The sequence below is a fragment of the Simiaoa sunii genome, assembly GCF_014337175.1.
Classification (GTDB): domain Bacteria; phylum Bacillota; class Clostridia; order Lachnospirales; family Lachnospiraceae; genus Acetatifactor; species Acetatifactor intestinalis.
In genome coordinates, this window is record NZ_CP060633.1 from 1,613,048 (window position 1) to 1,629,726 (window position 16,679).

At 46.8% G+C, this 16,679-nt stretch carries 12 protein-coding genes and 1 other RNA gene; 12 read left to right on the forward strand and 1 reads right to left on the reverse strand.

The features are described from left to right. Positions 1–104 precede the first annotated feature (104 nt). The 10 genes from deoC (at position 105) to H9Q77_RS07525 (ending at position 11,058) form a co-directional block, all read left to right on the forward strand. On the forward strand, positions 105–770 hold the full coding sequence (deoC, locus tag H9Q77_RS07480; RefSeq protein ID WP_118548138.1) for a deoxyribose-phosphate aldolase: 666 nt from the start codon (positions 105–107) through the stop codon (positions 768–770). A 21-nt stretch (positions 771–791) separates the two neighbouring features. Then, positions 792–2,591 carry an aminopeptidase P family protein gene (locus tag H9Q77_RS07485; protein WP_249327027.1) on the forward strand — a complete coding sequence of 600 codons (1,800 nt, stop codon included), beginning with the start codon at positions 792–794 and terminating at the stop codon, positions 2,589–2,591. 129 nt (positions 2,592–2,720) lie between these two features. Further along, positions 2,721–4,325, forward strand: coding sequence for a phosphoenolpyruvate carboxykinase (ATP) (gene pckA, locus H9Q77_RS07490; protein ID WP_249327028.1), 1,605 nt, complete (start codon positions 2,721–2,723; stop codon positions 4,323–4,325). 103 nt (positions 4,326–4,428) lie between these two features. Further along, a non-coding RNA gene (gene ssrS / locus H9Q77_RS07495) (6S RNA) lies at positions 4,429–4,623 on the forward strand. Between the two features lie 245 nt (positions 4,624–4,868). After that, complete coding sequence (locus H9Q77_RS07500) at positions 4,869–6,692, forward strand: SpoIID/LytB domain-containing protein (RefSeq protein WP_249327030.1); 1,824 nt, start codon at positions 4,869–4,871, stop codon at positions 6,690–6,692. Beyond that, on the forward strand, positions 6,677–7,642 hold the full coding sequence (locus H9Q77_RS07505) for a YihY/virulence factor BrkB family protein (RefSeq protein WP_118552077.1): 966 nt from the start codon (positions 6,677–6,679) through the stop codon (positions 7,640–7,642). The genes H9Q77_RS07500 and H9Q77_RS07505 overlap by 16 nt, the downstream gene beginning before the upstream one ends. A 108-nt stretch (positions 7,643–7,750) precedes the next feature. Next, positions 7,751–9,169 carry an aminopeptidase gene (locus H9Q77_RS07510; protein ID WP_249327031.1) on the forward strand — a complete coding sequence of 473 codons (1,419 nt, stop codon included), beginning with the start codon at positions 7,751–7,753 and terminating at the stop codon, positions 9,167–9,169. 17 nt (positions 9,170–9,186) lie between these two features. Then, entirely contained in the window at positions 9,187–10,230 is a 1,044-nt protein-coding gene (queA, locus tag H9Q77_RS07515) for a tRNA preQ1(34) S-adenosylmethionine ribosyltransferase-isomerase QueA (RefSeq protein WP_249327144.1), read from the forward strand. Next, positions 10,230–10,562 (forward strand): PilZ domain-containing protein, encoded by a 333-nt coding sequence (locus H9Q77_RS07520; protein ID WP_118548156.1) that lies wholly within the window; start codon positions 10,230–10,232, stop codon positions 10,560–10,562. The genes queA and H9Q77_RS07520 overlap by 1 nt, the downstream gene beginning before the upstream one ends. A gap of 13 nt (positions 10,563–10,575) precedes the next feature. After that, entirely contained in the window at positions 10,576–11,058 is a 483-nt protein-coding gene (locus tag H9Q77_RS07525; protein WP_249327032.1) for a VanZ family protein, read from the forward strand. On the opposite strand, the gene H9Q77_RS07530 is transcribed toward H9Q77_RS07525, so the two are convergent. Beyond that, positions 11,055–12,155: a prephenate dehydrogenase gene (locus H9Q77_RS07530; RefSeq protein WP_249327034.1), complete on the reverse strand. Its 1,101-nt coding sequence runs from the start codon at positions 12,153–12,155 to the stop codon at positions 11,055–11,057. The two genes, H9Q77_RS07525 and H9Q77_RS07530, sit on opposite strands and share 4 nt — an antisense overlap. Before the next feature lie 271 nt (positions 12,156–12,426). Between H9Q77_RS07530 and H9Q77_RS07535 the strand changes: the two genes are divergently transcribed. Further along, complete coding sequence (locus H9Q77_RS07535; RefSeq protein ID WP_118693842.1) at positions 12,427–13,272, forward strand: formate/nitrite transporter family protein; 846 nt, start codon at positions 12,427–12,429, stop codon at positions 13,270–13,272. A 1,169-nt stretch (positions 13,273–14,441) separates the two neighbouring features. Then, complete coding sequence (locus tag H9Q77_RS07540; RefSeq protein ID WP_118552086.1) at positions 14,442–16,535, forward strand: elongation factor G; 2,094 nt, start codon at positions 14,442–14,444, stop codon at positions 16,533–16,535. Positions 16,536–16,679 lie beyond the last annotated feature (144 nt).

Below are 16,679 nucleotides of genomic sequence, written 5' to 3' on the forward strand. Positions count from 1 at the left end.
AACTTTAGTCTTTATATTAAATGGGTTCTTTGTTATAATAATCGCGGTTAGTATGTAGTAACAAAATCATTAAATGAAATAGATACATAGAAAAGGAGAATAATATGACAGCAAAAGAAATGCTCGGTAAGGTGGATCATACGCAACTGAAGGCATTCGCTACCTGGGAGGATATTCAGAAGTTGTGTGATGAGGCAATCCAATATCATACCGCCAGTGTATGTGTGCCTCCCTGTTATATTAAGAGAATCCATGACGCCTACGGGGAGAAGATCAATATCTGTACCGTAGTGGGATTCCCGTTAGGCTACAGCGTGACAGAAGCAAAGGTGGCAGAAGTACGTAAGGCACTGGAAGATGGTTGTAACGAGATCGATATGGTAGTCAATATCAGTGATGTGAAGAACGGTCTGTTTGACAAAGTGGAAGAAGAGATCCGAACACTGAAAAAAGAGTGTGGAGATCACATCCTCAAGGTTATCATCGAGACCTGCTATCTGACGGAGGAAGAGAAGATCGCCATGTGTAAGGCAGTAACGGATGCAGGTGCGGACTTCATTAAGACTTCTACAGGATTCGGAACCGGTGGTGCCACGAAAGAAGATGTAGAACTGTTCAAAAAATACATTGGTCCCAAGGTAAAGATCAAGGCGGCAGGCGGAGTGTCCAGCATGGAAGATCTCGAGATGTTCTTAGAGCTTGGCTGTGACCGTATCGGTACCTCCAGAGCCGTAGGCCTCTGTAAGGGCGAACTTACCGAAGGATATTAAGTTTTTGAAAGGAACAAAACAATGGAAAACAAAGTAATTCAGGACAGACTTGCACTTCTCAGAGCGAAGATGCAGGAGGAAGGCATTGATTTTTATATGATGCCCACAGCGGATTTTCATAACTCCGAATACGTAAACGACTATTTTAAAGTAAGAGAATATTTCAGTAACTTTACCGGTTCCAACGGTACGCTGTTAGTATGGAAGGACGGCGCCGGACTGTGGACCGACGGCAGATATTTCATTCAGGCAGAGGCAGAATTGGAAGGGACAGGCGTAGAACTGTTCCGCATGTTGCAGGAAGGTGTTCCTTCCATCGAAGAGTTTCTGGAGCAAAACATACAGCAGGGTCAGACCTTAGGCTTCGACGGCAGAGTCATTGCAGCCATGGACGGTAAAAAATACGAAAAGGTACTGGCAAAGGCGCAGATCTGTATCGCTTATGAGAAAGATCTTGCAGACAGCATATGGACGGACAGACCGGATTTCCCGGCCGGAAAAGTAACGGTACTGGACGAGAAAATTGCCGGCAAGAGTGTGGAAGAGAAACTCACGCAGACCAGAGAGAAGATGGCAAAGGACTGTGCCAATGCACTGCTTTTGACCAAACTGGACGATCTGATGTGGCTCTTCAATATCCGTGGCTGCGATGTGGAATGCAACCCGGTGGCAATGTCTTATGCTTATATTACGGAGGATACCGCCACATTGTTTATCCAGCAGAAAGCACTGGATACGCAGGTGTCAGAATACCTTGCAGCACATCACATCGATGTGAAGGAATACGATACTGTCGTAGACTTTCTGAAATCACTTCCTGCAGGCAATGTGATCCTCGTGGATAACAGATATTGCAGTTATACTTTATATAAGACACTGCAGAAGAACCAGCAGCTGATAGAGGGTAAGAATCCCACTGAACTGTTGAAAGCCATCAAGAATCCGGTGGAACAGGCGAGAATGCAGGAGATTTTTCTGAAGGACAGCGTTGCGGTAACCAAATTCATCTACTGGCTGAAAACTCATGTAGGAAAAGAGAAGATCACCGAAGTGACCGCCGCAGACTATCTGGAACAGAAGAGAAGAGAGATTCCGGAATTCTTAGACCTTTCCTTCCCAACGATTGCAGGCTATAAGTCCAATGCTGCCATGATGCATTACGAGGCAACACCGGAGAACTGTGCAACTCTGGAGCCGGAAGGAATGCTTTTGGTAGATTCCGGCGGACAGTATCTTGGCGGTACCACTGATGTAACCAGAACCATCGCATTAGGTCCTGTCTCCGATGAGATAAAAAAGCATTATACCATGGTGGCTGCTGCAGTGATGCAGCTGACCCACGCCCACTGGCTCTACGGCTGTACCGGACGGAATCTGGATATTCTGGCAAGACAGCCTATCTGGGATATGGATATTGATTACCAGTGCGGCACCGGGCATGGTGTGGGATACATTCTGAACGTACACGAAGGTCCCCAGAACATGCGTTGGAGATTCACTGGAGGTATGGTGGAAGCCGTGTTCGAAGACGGCATGGACATCACCAATGAGCCTGGTATCTACATCCAGGGCAGCCACGGCATTCGTATCGAGAACGTGATGCTGGCGAAAAACGATGTGAAGAACGAGTACGGTCAGTTCATGCATTTCGAGACTCTGACCTGGGTGCCTGTCGATAGAGAAGCCATTGACGAAAAATATTTGAACGATACCCAGATAAAATATCTGCACGAGTATCAGAAGACCGTCTACGAGAAGATTTCTCCTTATCTGAATGAGGAAGAAAAAGAATGGCTGGCGGCAGAAACCGGAGTGAAGTAAAGAGAATATAAAATTGGTATAAAATTTTTAACGGTTTCTTGACTTTTTTACTGGGTTTTGAGATAATACACACGATGTGGCAGAAGATAAAGACACATATAAAGAATAAAGGAAAGAGGTTAATGTAAGATGGCAGAGATTAATTTAAGCAAGTACGGCATCACCGGAACCACAGAAATCGTTCACAATCCTTCTTATGAAGAATTATTCAAAGAAGAGATGAAGCCTGAACTGGAAGGCTACGAGAAAGGTCAGGAGACCGAACTCGGTGCGGTAAACGTTATGACCGGTATATATACAGGACGTTCTCCCAAAGATAAGTTCATCGTTGAAGATGAGAACTCCAGGAACACTGTATGGTGGACTTCTGATGAGTACAAGAACGACAACCATCGTATGTCTCAGGAAACATGGGCTGCTGTAAAGGATATCGCTAAGAAGGAGCTGTCCAACAAGAGACTGTTCGTTGTAGATGCATTCTGCGGCGCTAACAAGGACACTCGCATGGCTATCCGTTTCATCGTTGAGGTAGCTTGGCAGGCTCATTTCGTAACCAACATGTTCATCAAACCCACCGAGGAAGAGCTGAAGAACTTCGAGCCTGATTTCGTAGTTTACAACGCATCCAAGGCTAAGGTTGAGAATTACAAGGAGCTTGGTCTGAATTCCGAGACTTGTGTAGCTTTCAATATTACCAGCCGTGAGCAGGTTATTGTGAATACATGGTACGGCGGAGAGATGAAGAAGGGTATGTTCTCCATGATGAACTACTACCTGCCTCTGAAGGGCATCGCTTCCATGCACTGCTCCGCAAACACCGATATGAACGGTGAGAACACCGCTATCTTCTTTGGTCTGTCCGGAACCGGTAAGACCACTCTGTCTACCGATCCTAAGCGTCTGCTGATCGGTGATGACGAGCACGGTTGGGATGACAACGGCGTATTCAACTTTGAAGGTGGATGCTACGCTAAGGTTATCAACCTGGACAAGGATTCCGAGCCCGACATCTACAACGCAATCAAGAGAGATGCTCTGCTTGAGAACGTAACCGTTGATGCTAACGGCAAGATTGATTTCAACGATAAGAGCGTTACCGAGAATACTCGTGTATCTTATCCTATCAACCATATTAAGAATATTGTACGTCCTATTTCTTCCGCACCCGCAGCTAAGAACGTAATCTTCCTGTCTGCTGATGCATTCGGCGTACTGCCTCCCGTATCTATTCTGACTCCGGAGCAGACCCAGTACTACTTCCTGTCCGGTTTCACAGCTAAGTTAGCTGGTACCGAGCGTGGTATTACCGAGCCTACCCCTACCTTCTCTGCTTGCTTCGGCCAGGCATTCCTGGAGCTGCATCCTACCAAGTATGCAGAAGAGCTGGTTAAGAAGATGGAGAAGAACGGTGCTAAGGCATACCTTGTAAATACCGGATGGAACGGAACCGGCAAGCGTATCTCCATTAAGGATACCCGTGGTATCATCGATGCTATTCTGAATGGTGCGATCAAGACCGCTCCTACCAAGAAGATTCCTTACTTCGATTTTGAGGTTCCTACCGAGTTAACCGGTGTTGATACCGGAATTCTGGATCCCAGAGATACCTACGCTGATCCTTCCCAGTGGGAAGAGAAGGCAAAGGATCTGGCTCAGAGATTCATCAAGAACTTCGCTAAATATGAAGGAAATGATGCAGGTAAGGCTCTGGTTGCTGCTGGCCCTCAGATGTAATCTTACTTACAGACAAATGCAAATAGGAAGGCTGTCTCTTTGGAGGCAGCCTTTTTTGGTAAAAATTACAGTTGTAAAATAGAAACAGAGTAGATATAATATACTTAACCTGAGATGTGCGATAACTCTTACCAGTTTTGAACCTACATTTACTTTAAACGGGATTCCTATATTGCCAAGTGGCTGTCAAGCCCTCACTCCGCAAGGAGGATTGGAAGGGAAGGCAAAAGGTTGGTTGCGGTTACCCACCTAGCATTGCTAGGAGTCAAAAGGTAAGAGGCGGCATTTTGGGGATAACAATACAAAAGAGAGAGCAGTCCTTTGGGGCTGCTCTTTTAAGGCTTAATTATCAAATCAGGCGGGGATCATTTGAAGAAAAATTTGAAGAAAAACAGACTACTTGAGAATTATTATAAACTTCCGAAAGGACAGAGAATACAGCTGAAGAAATACCTGTGCATTTTAGCTGTGGCATTTCTTCTTTTTTTGCTTTTCATAAATTTGTTACATAGCTGTGGATGGGAGGACACGGATACCCCCGAAATGTCGGAGACTTCGCCGCAGCATATCCCGGTAGTACAGAAATTTAAAAATGTATGGATCACGGATGCGGAAGCTGACCGGATCACTATTTTCTGTGACGGAGAGAAGGAGACCTTTTTCCTGGAGGCAGAAACAGAAGGTTCCGATTCTGTTCCGGCACCGGAGCAGATGCGGGAACAGCTGGCGGATGTAGAACTTACAGATGAACTGGTGAGTGCGGTTGCTCTGAAGACGGATAAGTTTACAGGAAGAGTGCTGTCAGCGAATGAAAACGGCATTGAGATCGAAGGCCGGGGCAGAATTCCTCTGGCAGAGGATTACAAAGGATATCGTTTGTATCGGGAGCTTACCATGTGCACGTTCGCGGATCTGACCTTTGGCTATGCCAATGCGGATTTTATCCAGGAGAATGGTGCGATCTGCGGTATTCTCTTAGCCAGAGAGGCGAATATGGAAGACATCCGGGTGTTGATTAAGGCTTCGGATTATGCGGATATTCTGCATACAGAAGTAACACTGACGGCAGACAGCGATTTCCTGCTGCAATACGGAAGTGGGGAAAATATACAGGAAGAATTGTTCCCCAAAGGAGACAAGATTACCATAGACATGGACAGTGATTATTTTGTGGGGGAGCGTATCAGTATAGTTCCTGCGGTATTGACGGGCAGAATTCAGCTGCTTAGTGTAAACAGAAGCCAGGGAATACCTTCCTACAGAGGTCATATCGAACTGCTCAGAACAGCAGAGGGCATCGCCGTGGTGAATGAGCTGCCGCTGGAGGAATATCTCTTCAGTGTGGTGCCCAGTGAGATGCCGTCATCTTACCCGTTAGAAGCTCTGAAAGCGCAGGCAATCTGCGCCAGAACCTATGCCTACGGACATATGCTCAGAGCAGGATACCCCCGGTATGGAGCCCATGTGGATGACAGCACTTCCTATCAGGTCTATAACAACATCACAGAGGCAGACAGCACCACTACGGCGGTAAAGGAAACCTACGGACAAATGATTTTGACAGACGAAGGCACTGTGGCGAACACCTATTATTATTCGACCTCCTGCGGTGTGGGAACTACAGCAAGCATATGGAAAACTGCGGAGGCGCAGATGCTTGATTATCTGAAAAGCAGCCGGCTGAGGCCAAGCCCGGAGAATCCGGTGCAGACGGATGACGGGGCGGTAGCTACAGGCAGTACGGAGATTACCGCGGAAACAATTGCAGAGGAGCTGAGCGAAGAAGAGTCCTTTCGGGATTTTATTACCCAAACTCATGCAGAGGATTATGAAGCGCAGGAAGGGTGGTACCGTTGGACATATACGGTAAAAGAGATCGATGTGGACCGGATACTTGAGACCCTGAAGAATCGTTATGAAGCCAACGGGAAGCTGATCTTGACTCTGAAGGATGGTGACTACAGCAGTCAAAGCATAAAAAACTTTTCTAAGGTTACGGATATCACCATTGTAAAACGGGGACCCGGCGGTGTGGCAGATGAATTGGTCATTGCCACAGATAAAGGAACCTACAAGATCATCTCGGAATATAATATCAGAGCAGTACTATGTGATGGCGTGACCAGGGTGGTCAGACAGGACGGCAGTGAAGTAAGCATGCCCAGCCTCCTGCCCAGTGCATTTTTTGTGATTGAACCTAGCCATGATAAGAAAAATATGATAGGATATAACATTATCGGCGGTGGATTCGGCCATGGCGTGGGAATGAGCCAGAACGGTGCTAAAAATATGGCACTTCAGGGGCTTGGCGCGGAACAGATCCTTAACTTTTTCTATGAAGGATGCGAGATATGCTCAGGACAATAATCAGCATTTGGCGGGATTTTTCCAGCCAGATGAAAAAACAGAATATCAGCGCTTATGCATCGAGTACAGCATTTTTCCTGTTTTTGTCGGTGATTCCGATGCTGATGGTAGTCTGCGCGGTGATTCCTTATACCCCGGTGACGGAGCAGAATCTGATCACTGCACTGACAGATGTGACGCCGGATATTGCGGATGCCATGGTGGAGAGTCTGGTCGTGGATGTGTATGAGAGTTCGGTTGGAATCCTGCCTGTGGCTCTGATCGCCATGGTCTGGTCGGCGGCGAAGGGTGTCATGGCACTGATGCGGGGATTAAATGCGGTCAATGGTGTGGACGAGAAGCGTAATTACTTCGTGATCCGTTTTATTGCAAGCTTTTATACGTTGATCATGCTTGTAGTGTTGATCTTGTCGCTGTTTTTTATGGTATTTGGCAATCAGCTGGTGGATATTGCATTACATAGGATTCCGCAGCTACAGATGTTTGTGAGTCTCCTGATGAATTTCCGCTTTCTGTTCGTATGGGCGGTGCTGATTCTTTTGTTTGGACTGATTTATACATATATCCCGGACACAAAGCTGAAATTCACGGAACAGGTTCCGGGAGCCTGCTTTGCTGCGGTAGTATGGAGTGTATTTTCCTGGGGATTTTCCATGTATGTGTCCTATGGAAATGGGTATAGTATTTACGGAAGTCTGACCATTATTGTGATCATTATGCTGTGGATGTATTTCTGTATGTATATCATTCTGATCGGTGCTTATCTGAACCGGTATTTCCGTCCGGTGAACAGGGTGCTGGTAAATCATGCCAGCAGTAAGAGCGAACTGGCGAGAGAGAACCGTAGACGCATCCGGGAGATCAAGAAGATCCAGCGCAGAAAAAAACATTATACGGAGATCGACAGGGATCCTAAGGAGAAGGATGAAAATCTGACAGACAGGAATTGAACTGCGGACGCAAATGTAGTACACTGATACGGAGAGGGCGAGGAACCTCTCCTGTTGTAGTTATAGTAAAAGAGTATCCGGAAGACGGATGCGGAAATGAGGATAAATATGGAAAAGAAAAACACCTGGGAGACCTATTCTTCCAAACAGTTAAAAGAGCTGGAGAAAATAAACGCACAGTATCGTGATTTCTTAGACAACGGTAAGACCGAGAGAGAGTGCATTGACACCATTGTCAATACCATTGAGAAGTCCGGTTACCGTGAACTGGAGAGCCTGATCAAAGAGGGCACTGCTCTTAAAACCGGAGATAAGGTATACAGCGTATGGATGAACAAATCCATCGCCATGTTCCAGATCGGCCGTAAGCCCATGACAGATGGAATGAACATCCTCGGAGCCCATATCGACAGTCCCAGACTGGATGTAAAGCAGAATCCCCTGTATGAGGATGGCGGATTCGCTTATCTGGACACCCATTATTACGGTGGTGTGAAGAAGTACCAGTGGGTGACTATTCCCCTGGCAATCCATGGTGTGATCGTGAAAAAAGACGGTACCTGTGTAGAGATCAATATCGGCGAGAACGAGGATGATCCTGTATTCTTTGTATCCGATCTGTTGATCCATCTGGCACAGGAGCAGCTGGAGAAAAAGGCAGCAAAGGTCATCGAGGGCGAAGCTCTGGATATTATCGTAGGCAACAAGCCTCTGCTGATTGATAAAAAGGATAAGAAAAAAGATGAGAAAGAAGCCGGAAAAGAAGCGGTAAAGGCAGGTGTTCTGGATATCCTGAAAGAGACCTATGACATTCACGAAGAAGATTTCGTCTCCGCAGAGTTAGAGATCGTTCCCGCTGGCAAGGCAAGAGAAGCGGGTTTTGACCGCAGCATGATACTGGCTTACGGACAGGATGACAGAGTCTGTGCATATACTTCCATGCAGGCAATGTTAGACAGTGATGTGACCGACCGTACCATGTGCTGTATCTTGGTGGATAAGGAGGAAATCGGTTCTGTTGGTGCTACTGGCATGCAGTCCCATTTCTTCGAAAATGCCGTAGCAGAGGTCATGAATCTGACAGGTGAATACAGTGAACTGCATGTGAGAAGATGCCTGGCACACAGCTGTATGCTGTCTTCCGATGTCAGCAGTGCTTTTGATCCTACCTATGCGTCCAGCTTCGACAAAAAGAACGTGGCATATTTAGGCGGTGGTATGGTCATCAATAAATTCACCGGAGCCAGAGGCAAGTCCGGTTCCAACGATGCCAATGCGGAGTATCTGGCACATCTGCGCCATATCTTCGACAAGGCAGAGGTGAACTTCCAGACTGCAGAGCTTGGTAAGGTCGATTTGGGCGGCGGTGGAACCATCGCATATATTCTGGCATTGTACGGCATGAACGTTATCGACAGCGGTGTGGCAGTGCTGAACATGCATGCACCCTGGGAAGCTACCAGTAAGGCCGACGTATATGAGACATATCGCGGATATAAAGCATTTGTGGAAGGAGCGAGCCTGTAATGGCAGAGACGACCGAACTGAAAAAATCAGACTTTTACTTTGATCTGCCCCAGGAACTGATCGCGCAGGATCCGCTGGAGGATCGTTCTTCCTCCAGACTTCTGGTGCTCGATAAAAATACGGGAGAGCTCTCTCATCATATTTTCCGGGATATTATCGACTATCTGCATCCCGGAGACTGTCTGGTGTTAAACAACACCAAGGTTATTCCGGCGAGACTTTTAGGAGAGCGGGAAGGTACTGGCGGACATGTGGAAGTCCTTTTGTTAAAAAGAAAAGAAGCGGATGTCTGGGAGACACTGGTAAAGCCTGGCAAAAAATGTAAGCCCGGTCAGCGCCTGAGCTTCGGAGACGGACTGCTAAAGGCGGAAGTGCTTGAGACTGTAGAAGAAGGCAATCGTTTGATCCGTTTTGAATATGAGGGTATTTTTGAAGAGGTATTGGACAAGTTAGGTGAGATGCCCCTGCCTCCTTATATCACTCATAAACTGAAGGATAAGAACCGTTATCAGACCGTTTATGCAAAATATGAGGGCTCTGCGGCAGCGCCTACAGCGGGTCTCCATTTTACCCGGGAATTGTTGCAGCAGATCGCGGACAAGGGCATTAAGATCGCTTATGTGACCTTACATGTGGGATTAGGGACTTTCCGCCCGGTGAAGGAAGAAAACGTGCTGGAGCATCATATGCATTCCGAGTATTATCAGGTGACGGAGGAAGCAGCGAACACAATCAATGAGACGAAGAGAAAGGGTGGTCGTGTGATCTGCGTGGGTACTACCAGCTGCCGTACCGTGGAGAGTGCCGCGGACGAGCAGGGCATGGTACAGCCCGGCTGTGACAATACTGAGATTTTCATATATCCCGGATATCGTTTCAAGGTGCTGGATGCACTGATCACGAATTTCCATCTGCCGGAGTCTACTCTGGTAATGCTGGTATCGGCACTTGCGGGTAGAGAACATATCCTGCATGCCTACGAAGAAGCAATCCATGAAAAATACAGATTTTTCAGCTTTGGAGACGCCATGTTCATCGCTGACTTAAAAGGAGAAAAATAATGGAAGAAAGAAGACGAAGCAAGCGTACAGAAATGAGTTCCACCCTGATGGTAAAACGCCTGGACCAGGGAGACATGCAGGAAGTCAGCATTGACATCATAGATGTATCTCCCAACGGAGTGGGATTTTTGTGCAAGGAAGTGTTAAGTATCGGTGCAGTGTATGAATCGAAGCTGAGGATTTGGACGCAGGAAGTACTGCATGCGTTCTTACAGATCGTCCGGATCGAAATGAAGGGAGATTCTTATACGTATGGAGCTGTCTTCATCGGAATGTCGGAGAGCGATGCGGCAAGAATCCGCGTGTATCAGACAATCAATGATGAGAAGTAGTAAGAGATGTAAAATGGCAGTCAGTGTAATGGCTGCTATTTTACTTGTATTGTTATATCTGCTCATTTTTGCATTTTCCGGTCAGAATGGTGAGGAATCCGGCTCACTGAGTGCTATGATCTCGGAAAAATGTGCAGAGCTTCTGAATGCTATCTCCGGGAAACACTGGACGCAGAATGTTATCGACAGTATGGCGGCTTATTTTGAACATCCCATCCGTAAGCTGGCCCATTTTTCTGAGTATGCCTGCATGGGAGTGCTATTGTATGGTGTGTGGAGACCCTGGAAGGAGAGAGGATGGAAACTGTATCTTTTGATCGTATGCTGGGTGTTTGTCTCCGCCGGAGCGGATGAATTCCACCAGCTCTTCATTCCGGGACGCTATGGGTGTTTTGCCGATGTGATGCTGGATACCTGCGGTGGTGCGTTCGGACTGCTCGTATGTGCCTGCGCGGAGAAAATGGTACGGCGAAGGAAACAGAAGTCGGGTTTCTAGTTCTTGTTGTGCAGACTGTAGCCCTTTTCGCGAAGAATCTTCGTGGATCTCTCAATGGCTTCTTCCTGATAGAATTCGATGCGCAGCACGCCGCCCTCGTACTCTCTGTTATGGACGATGCCGATGTTCTTGATACTGATATTTTTCAGGGCAAGAATCGTAGCCACGGCGGCAATTTCACCGGGTTCGTCGGCAATGTCGATGGTAATGGCATAGGAACTCTTCAGGGGACCGCTGGCGGTATTGATGAAAGAATCACGGTAGATTCTGGCACTGTCGAACAGCTCGTACAGATCATCACCGCGTTTGGCGTTTAGTTCCTGTTGGATTCCCTGGAGGGAAGCAATGTAGGAAGATAAAAGTGTCGAAATATTTTCTGTATTCGTCAGACAGATCTGCTGCCATACCGTAGCGGAGGAGGAGGCGATTCTGGTGATATCCTTGAAGCCTCCGGCAGCGATCATTTTCATCAACCCGTCTGCAGAATCTTTGTCCCGCACCAGATTTACCAGCGAGGCTGCAATGATATGGGGCAGGTGACTGACTGCAGCAGTGACGTAATCATGCTGTGCCGGATCCAGGATCAGGGGAATGGCTCCTAACTGCTGCACCAGATTCTTATAATCCGTGACCTTATTCTCCGGAACGGAAGCTGTGGGGGTGAGAATGTAGTAGGCATTCTCCAAAAGGACGGCTTTGGAATTAATAAAGCCCACCCGGTCACTTCCCGCCATGGGATGACCGCCGATAAACTGTCTTTCCAGACCGGCTTTTTTGATTTCCTTATGGATCTCACTCTTGACACTTCCCACATCGGTGAGCAGGGTCTTCGGTGAGAGAATTTTTTTTACAGCGGAGAGGTTTTCGTCATTTTTCTGCACCGGAGCACAGAGGAAGAGATAATCGCAGGTGGAGAAAGATGCATCGATTTTTGTGGTGACAGTATTGGCTACGCCGCACTGGGAAGCTTCCCTTAAGGTGTCTGCGTTAATATCGTATGCAATGATCTGAGACTGTGGGAGATTCTGACGAATCGCCCGAGCGATGGAGCCACCGATCAGACCCAGACCGATAAAACCAAAGGTAAGAGTACTCATTATAGTTTTCCTCGATTCTGTTATTTACTGTAAACAAATAGTAAGACAAAGTCGGAAGATGTCTGTTTGTTCTTCAACCACTATAGCAAATTAACGTGCGAAAATCAAGAGAGGGTATACTCTTTTCTGATATTTTCATATTTGCTTGCAAGTGTAATTGAAATATGGCAAGATGTAACTGTTCCTAAATATGCAGAAATTTATGCAGAAATTATAGAAAGCCAATCTTGTATTTACGGGTCGGCTTCGGAAAATCAGGAGGACTCTATTTATGCATTCACCATTGGAAATTGCAAGAAACTATATAGAAGTCGGAATCCATAAAGTAAATCTGTCAATCTTCAAGACGATTTTATTGGGATTCTTCGCCGGCATGTTCATCGGCTTTGCGGGGATCGCATCCACGACGGCATCCAGCACTATCGGCATTGCATCGGTGGCAAAGTTGGTGGGCGCTGCGGTATTCCCGGCAGGTATGGCTATGGTACTTGTAGCGGGCAGTGAACTTTTCACCGGTAATAACCTGATCATACTGGCGGTATTGGAGAAGAAAGTTACCGTATGGAAAATGTTGAAAAACTGGCTGTTTGTCTATATCGGCAACTTTATCGGAGCTGCGTTTGTAGCGGTGTTGGTAGTAGTGGGACGGACACCGGATCTCTTCGGAGAGCAGCTTGCACAGGCAATAGTCAATGCTGCTGCAGCCCGGACGAATTTAAGCGTGGGAGAGGCTTTCGTGCGAGGCATTCTGTGCAATATTCTGGTGTGTATTGCGGTATGGATGTCCTTTGCGGCGAAGCGTGTCTCCGGCAAGCTTCTGACCAGTTATTGGCCTGTCATGCTGTTTGTGTTATGCGGTTTTGAGCACAGTATTGCAGATATGTATTTCGGTGTATGCGGTCTGCTGACAGCACAGGCCTACGGAATTACCGCAGAGAGCCTGACCTGGTTCAATTTCCTTGTAAAAGCCCTCTTGCCTATCACTCTGGGTAACATCGTAGGCGGTGCCGGAATTGTCGGATGCGGTTACTGGCTGGCATACCTCCACAGAACCCCCTATTCCGCAGACACGACAGCTGCCGAGCAGGAAGAGATTGATATTGCGGAAGAGTACTAAATTGAGAGTTAGTGAAATATATTGGAAAAATCCACGAACTCCCGGAGCATGCGATACACATGTCTCGATGTAAGGTCTCCGGATGTGAATTTTCTACGAAAAGTGATGAGTGGTTCTCATCATGACGGGGCCGCCTACAGTCGACATCCATGTCGACAATCGGCTGACGCGGACATCGTGTCCGCTTTCCCCCTGTCTTTCAGCACTTTTCTAGAAAATATCAACATCCTCCGACAAACATCTTCGACATGGCACCGCATACTCCGGGAGTTCTGCGTTTTGGAAAGCTTTCAAAAAGCCAGTAGCCCTGCCATGGGCTATTAGTTTCATAAAAAGATACTTATTTTACTATATTTATGAAAAAAATTCCTAAAATACATTCCTTTTTTTCATAAATTCTATAATATCTCGAATTTTATGAAATTTATTAGTTTTAAAACATAAAAGATGGGGATATTTTTCATAAAAACAACATTTATAACAGTTTTTATGAAAATGCAGAACTTGTTATTAACTTCTGCGCATGTATTCTAAAATGCTCTACCTAAATAATTGGGATGCTTTTCATAACCCAGCAGAAAAGGACTGCTCCCCCGGACATAGATGCGGCGGAGACTGTGAGATTTTCTTGGAAAGTGGTTGAGCCGCAGGGGCAACGCGAACACGATGTTCGCGTTAGCCGATAAGTGCCATGGATGGCAACGTAAAGGCGGCCCTGTCATGGTGAGAAGCACTTGGCCACTTTCCTTTAGAAAATCCACAGTTGTAGCTAGCATCCGAGTCCGGGGCGGGCAGTCCTTTCTGCGTGGATTTTACGGTCCCTACGTTACGAGCCATGCCCCCAATTCATAAATGTGTCGCAAAGGGCGCTCCACATTTATTTCATTGACGGCTGTCGCCGTATAAAGTCAAACAAAAACAGCGACTTGTGAGCAAGCTCCCAGATCGCTGTTTCTGTTTGGACTTTGCATGGCTCGTAACTTTCAATTTACTTGTCTTGTGCAACTGTTCATATCGCAAAGTTCTGACAACTTGTAAAAATATGAAATATTTAACAATATTTACTTGTAATAGCAGTATATATTTAGTAAAATACACGTAAGGGGTTAAAAATCCAATCCAACGGCTGGACAAAATACCCAAAATGCAGAATAAATGGAGGATGGGATATGAATATTTACACAACAGACAAGATCCGCAACGTAGTATTACTGGGCCATGGCGGCAGTGGCAAGACCAGTCTTGCAGAAGCCTTTGGTTATCTGTCCGGTATCACCTCTCGTATGGGCAAGGTAGATGACGGCAATACCCTCAGCGATTACAGTAAAGAAGAACAGAAACGTCATTTCTCTATCAGTACCTCCGTGATCCCCATTGAGTGGGAAGGATACAAGATCAATATTATTGATACACCGGGTTATTTTGATTTCGTGGGAGAAGTGGAAGAGGCAGTCAGTGCCGCAGGAGCAGCTATCATCGTAGTTAACGGCAAGTCCGGCATTGAAGTCGGCACCCAGAAGGCATGGGAGCTTTGCGAAAAATACAAGCTGCCCCGTTTCATCTATGTTTCCAACATGGACGTGGATAACGCTTCTTTTCGTCAGGTAGTGGAAGATATGACCAACCTGTACGGCAAGAAGATGGCACCGTTTCATCTGCCGATCCGTGAAAACGAGAAATTTGTAGGATACATCAATGTTATCACCGAGAGCGGTAACCGCTGGGAGGGGAAGGAAGTTGTTCCCTGCGATGTACCGGATTACAGCCGGGCGAACCTGCAGATCTGCCGTGATACCCTAATGGAAGCTGTAGCCGAGACCAGTGAAGAATTCATGGAGCGGTATTTTGGCGGAGAGACCTTCTCTGAAGCAGAGATCCGTGCAGCACTCCGTACCAATGTCTGTGACGGCAGCATCGTTCCTATGACCATGGGTTCTAACATTCTGTGCCAGGGTATGTACACACTGTTAGATGATATTATTAAATACATGCCCAGCCCTGAGAACAGAGAAGTGGCGGGTATCAATCTGAAGACCAACGAGATCTACCATGCGGATTATGATTTCGCAAAGGCTAAATCCGCTTACATCTGGAAGACCATCGTGGATCCGTTCATTGGAAAATACTCCCTGATCAAGGTAAACTCCGGTGTACTGAAAACGGATGATCTGCTGTATAACGTGGATCGTGATATTGAAGAGAAGATTGGCAAAATCTATGTATTGCAGGGCAATAAGCCTATCGAAGTCAGTGAACTGCATGCCGGAGACATCGGAGCACTGGCGAAGCTGACAGCAGCGAGAACCGGCAACAGTCTCTCGACAAAGGCAACGACTATTAAATACGGCAAGTTCGATATTTCCACCCCTTATACCTACATGCGGTATAAGCCGAAGAACAAGGCGGATGTGGATAAGATATCCCAGGCATTGCAGAAGATGACTCATGAAGATCTGACCATCCGTGTAGTGAACGATGCAGAGAACCGCCAGACCTTGCTTTACGGCATGGGTGACCAGCATCTGGATATCGTGGTCAGCCGTCTGTTAAACGAATACAAAGTAGAGATCGAGCTTTCCAGGCCGAAGATCGCATACAAAGAGACCATCAAGAAACAGTCTGATGTGGAATATAAGTACAAGAAACAGTCCGGCGGACATGGGCAGTACGGTCATGTAAAAATGCGTTTCTCACCTTCCGGCGATCTGACGAAGCCCTATGAATTTGCAACAGAAGTCGTAGGTGGTGCAGTACCGAAAAACTTCTTCCCTGCAGTAGAAAAAGGTATTCAGGAGTCCGTGGGCAGAGGACCTCTGGCGGCATATCCGGTAGTTGGTGTCAAGGCAGTATTGTACGATGGCTCTTACCATCCGGTAGACTCTTCCGAGATGGCATTCAAGACCGCAGCGATTCAGGCATTCAAGAAGGGTGTTATGGAAGCGGGTCCGGTTCTGTTAGAGCCTATCATGTCCCTGAAAGTTACAGTACCCGATGCTTACACCGGTGACATCATGGGTGATCTGAACAAAAGAAGAGGTCGCGTACTGGGTATGAACCCCATGAGCGGTGGCAGACAGATCATCGAAGCGGATATTCCTATGAGTGGATTATTCGGTTATTGTACGGATCTGCGTTCCATGACCGGAGGCAGAGGCGATTATTCCTATGAATTTGCCCGCTATGAGCAGACACCTTCCGATGTACAGGAGAAGGAAGTGGCAGCCAGAGCAGCGAAAGTAGCGGAGAATAACGCAGACGATTAATACACAGAATACATAGGATCCACAAAAAGAGACCGGTGAATATTTCCGGTCTCTTTTATTCGATGCAGACAGATATCTCATCGATACCGCTGCATCAGATTGATCAGTAATGTGATCCATGCAAACATGATTCATCACCTCTCG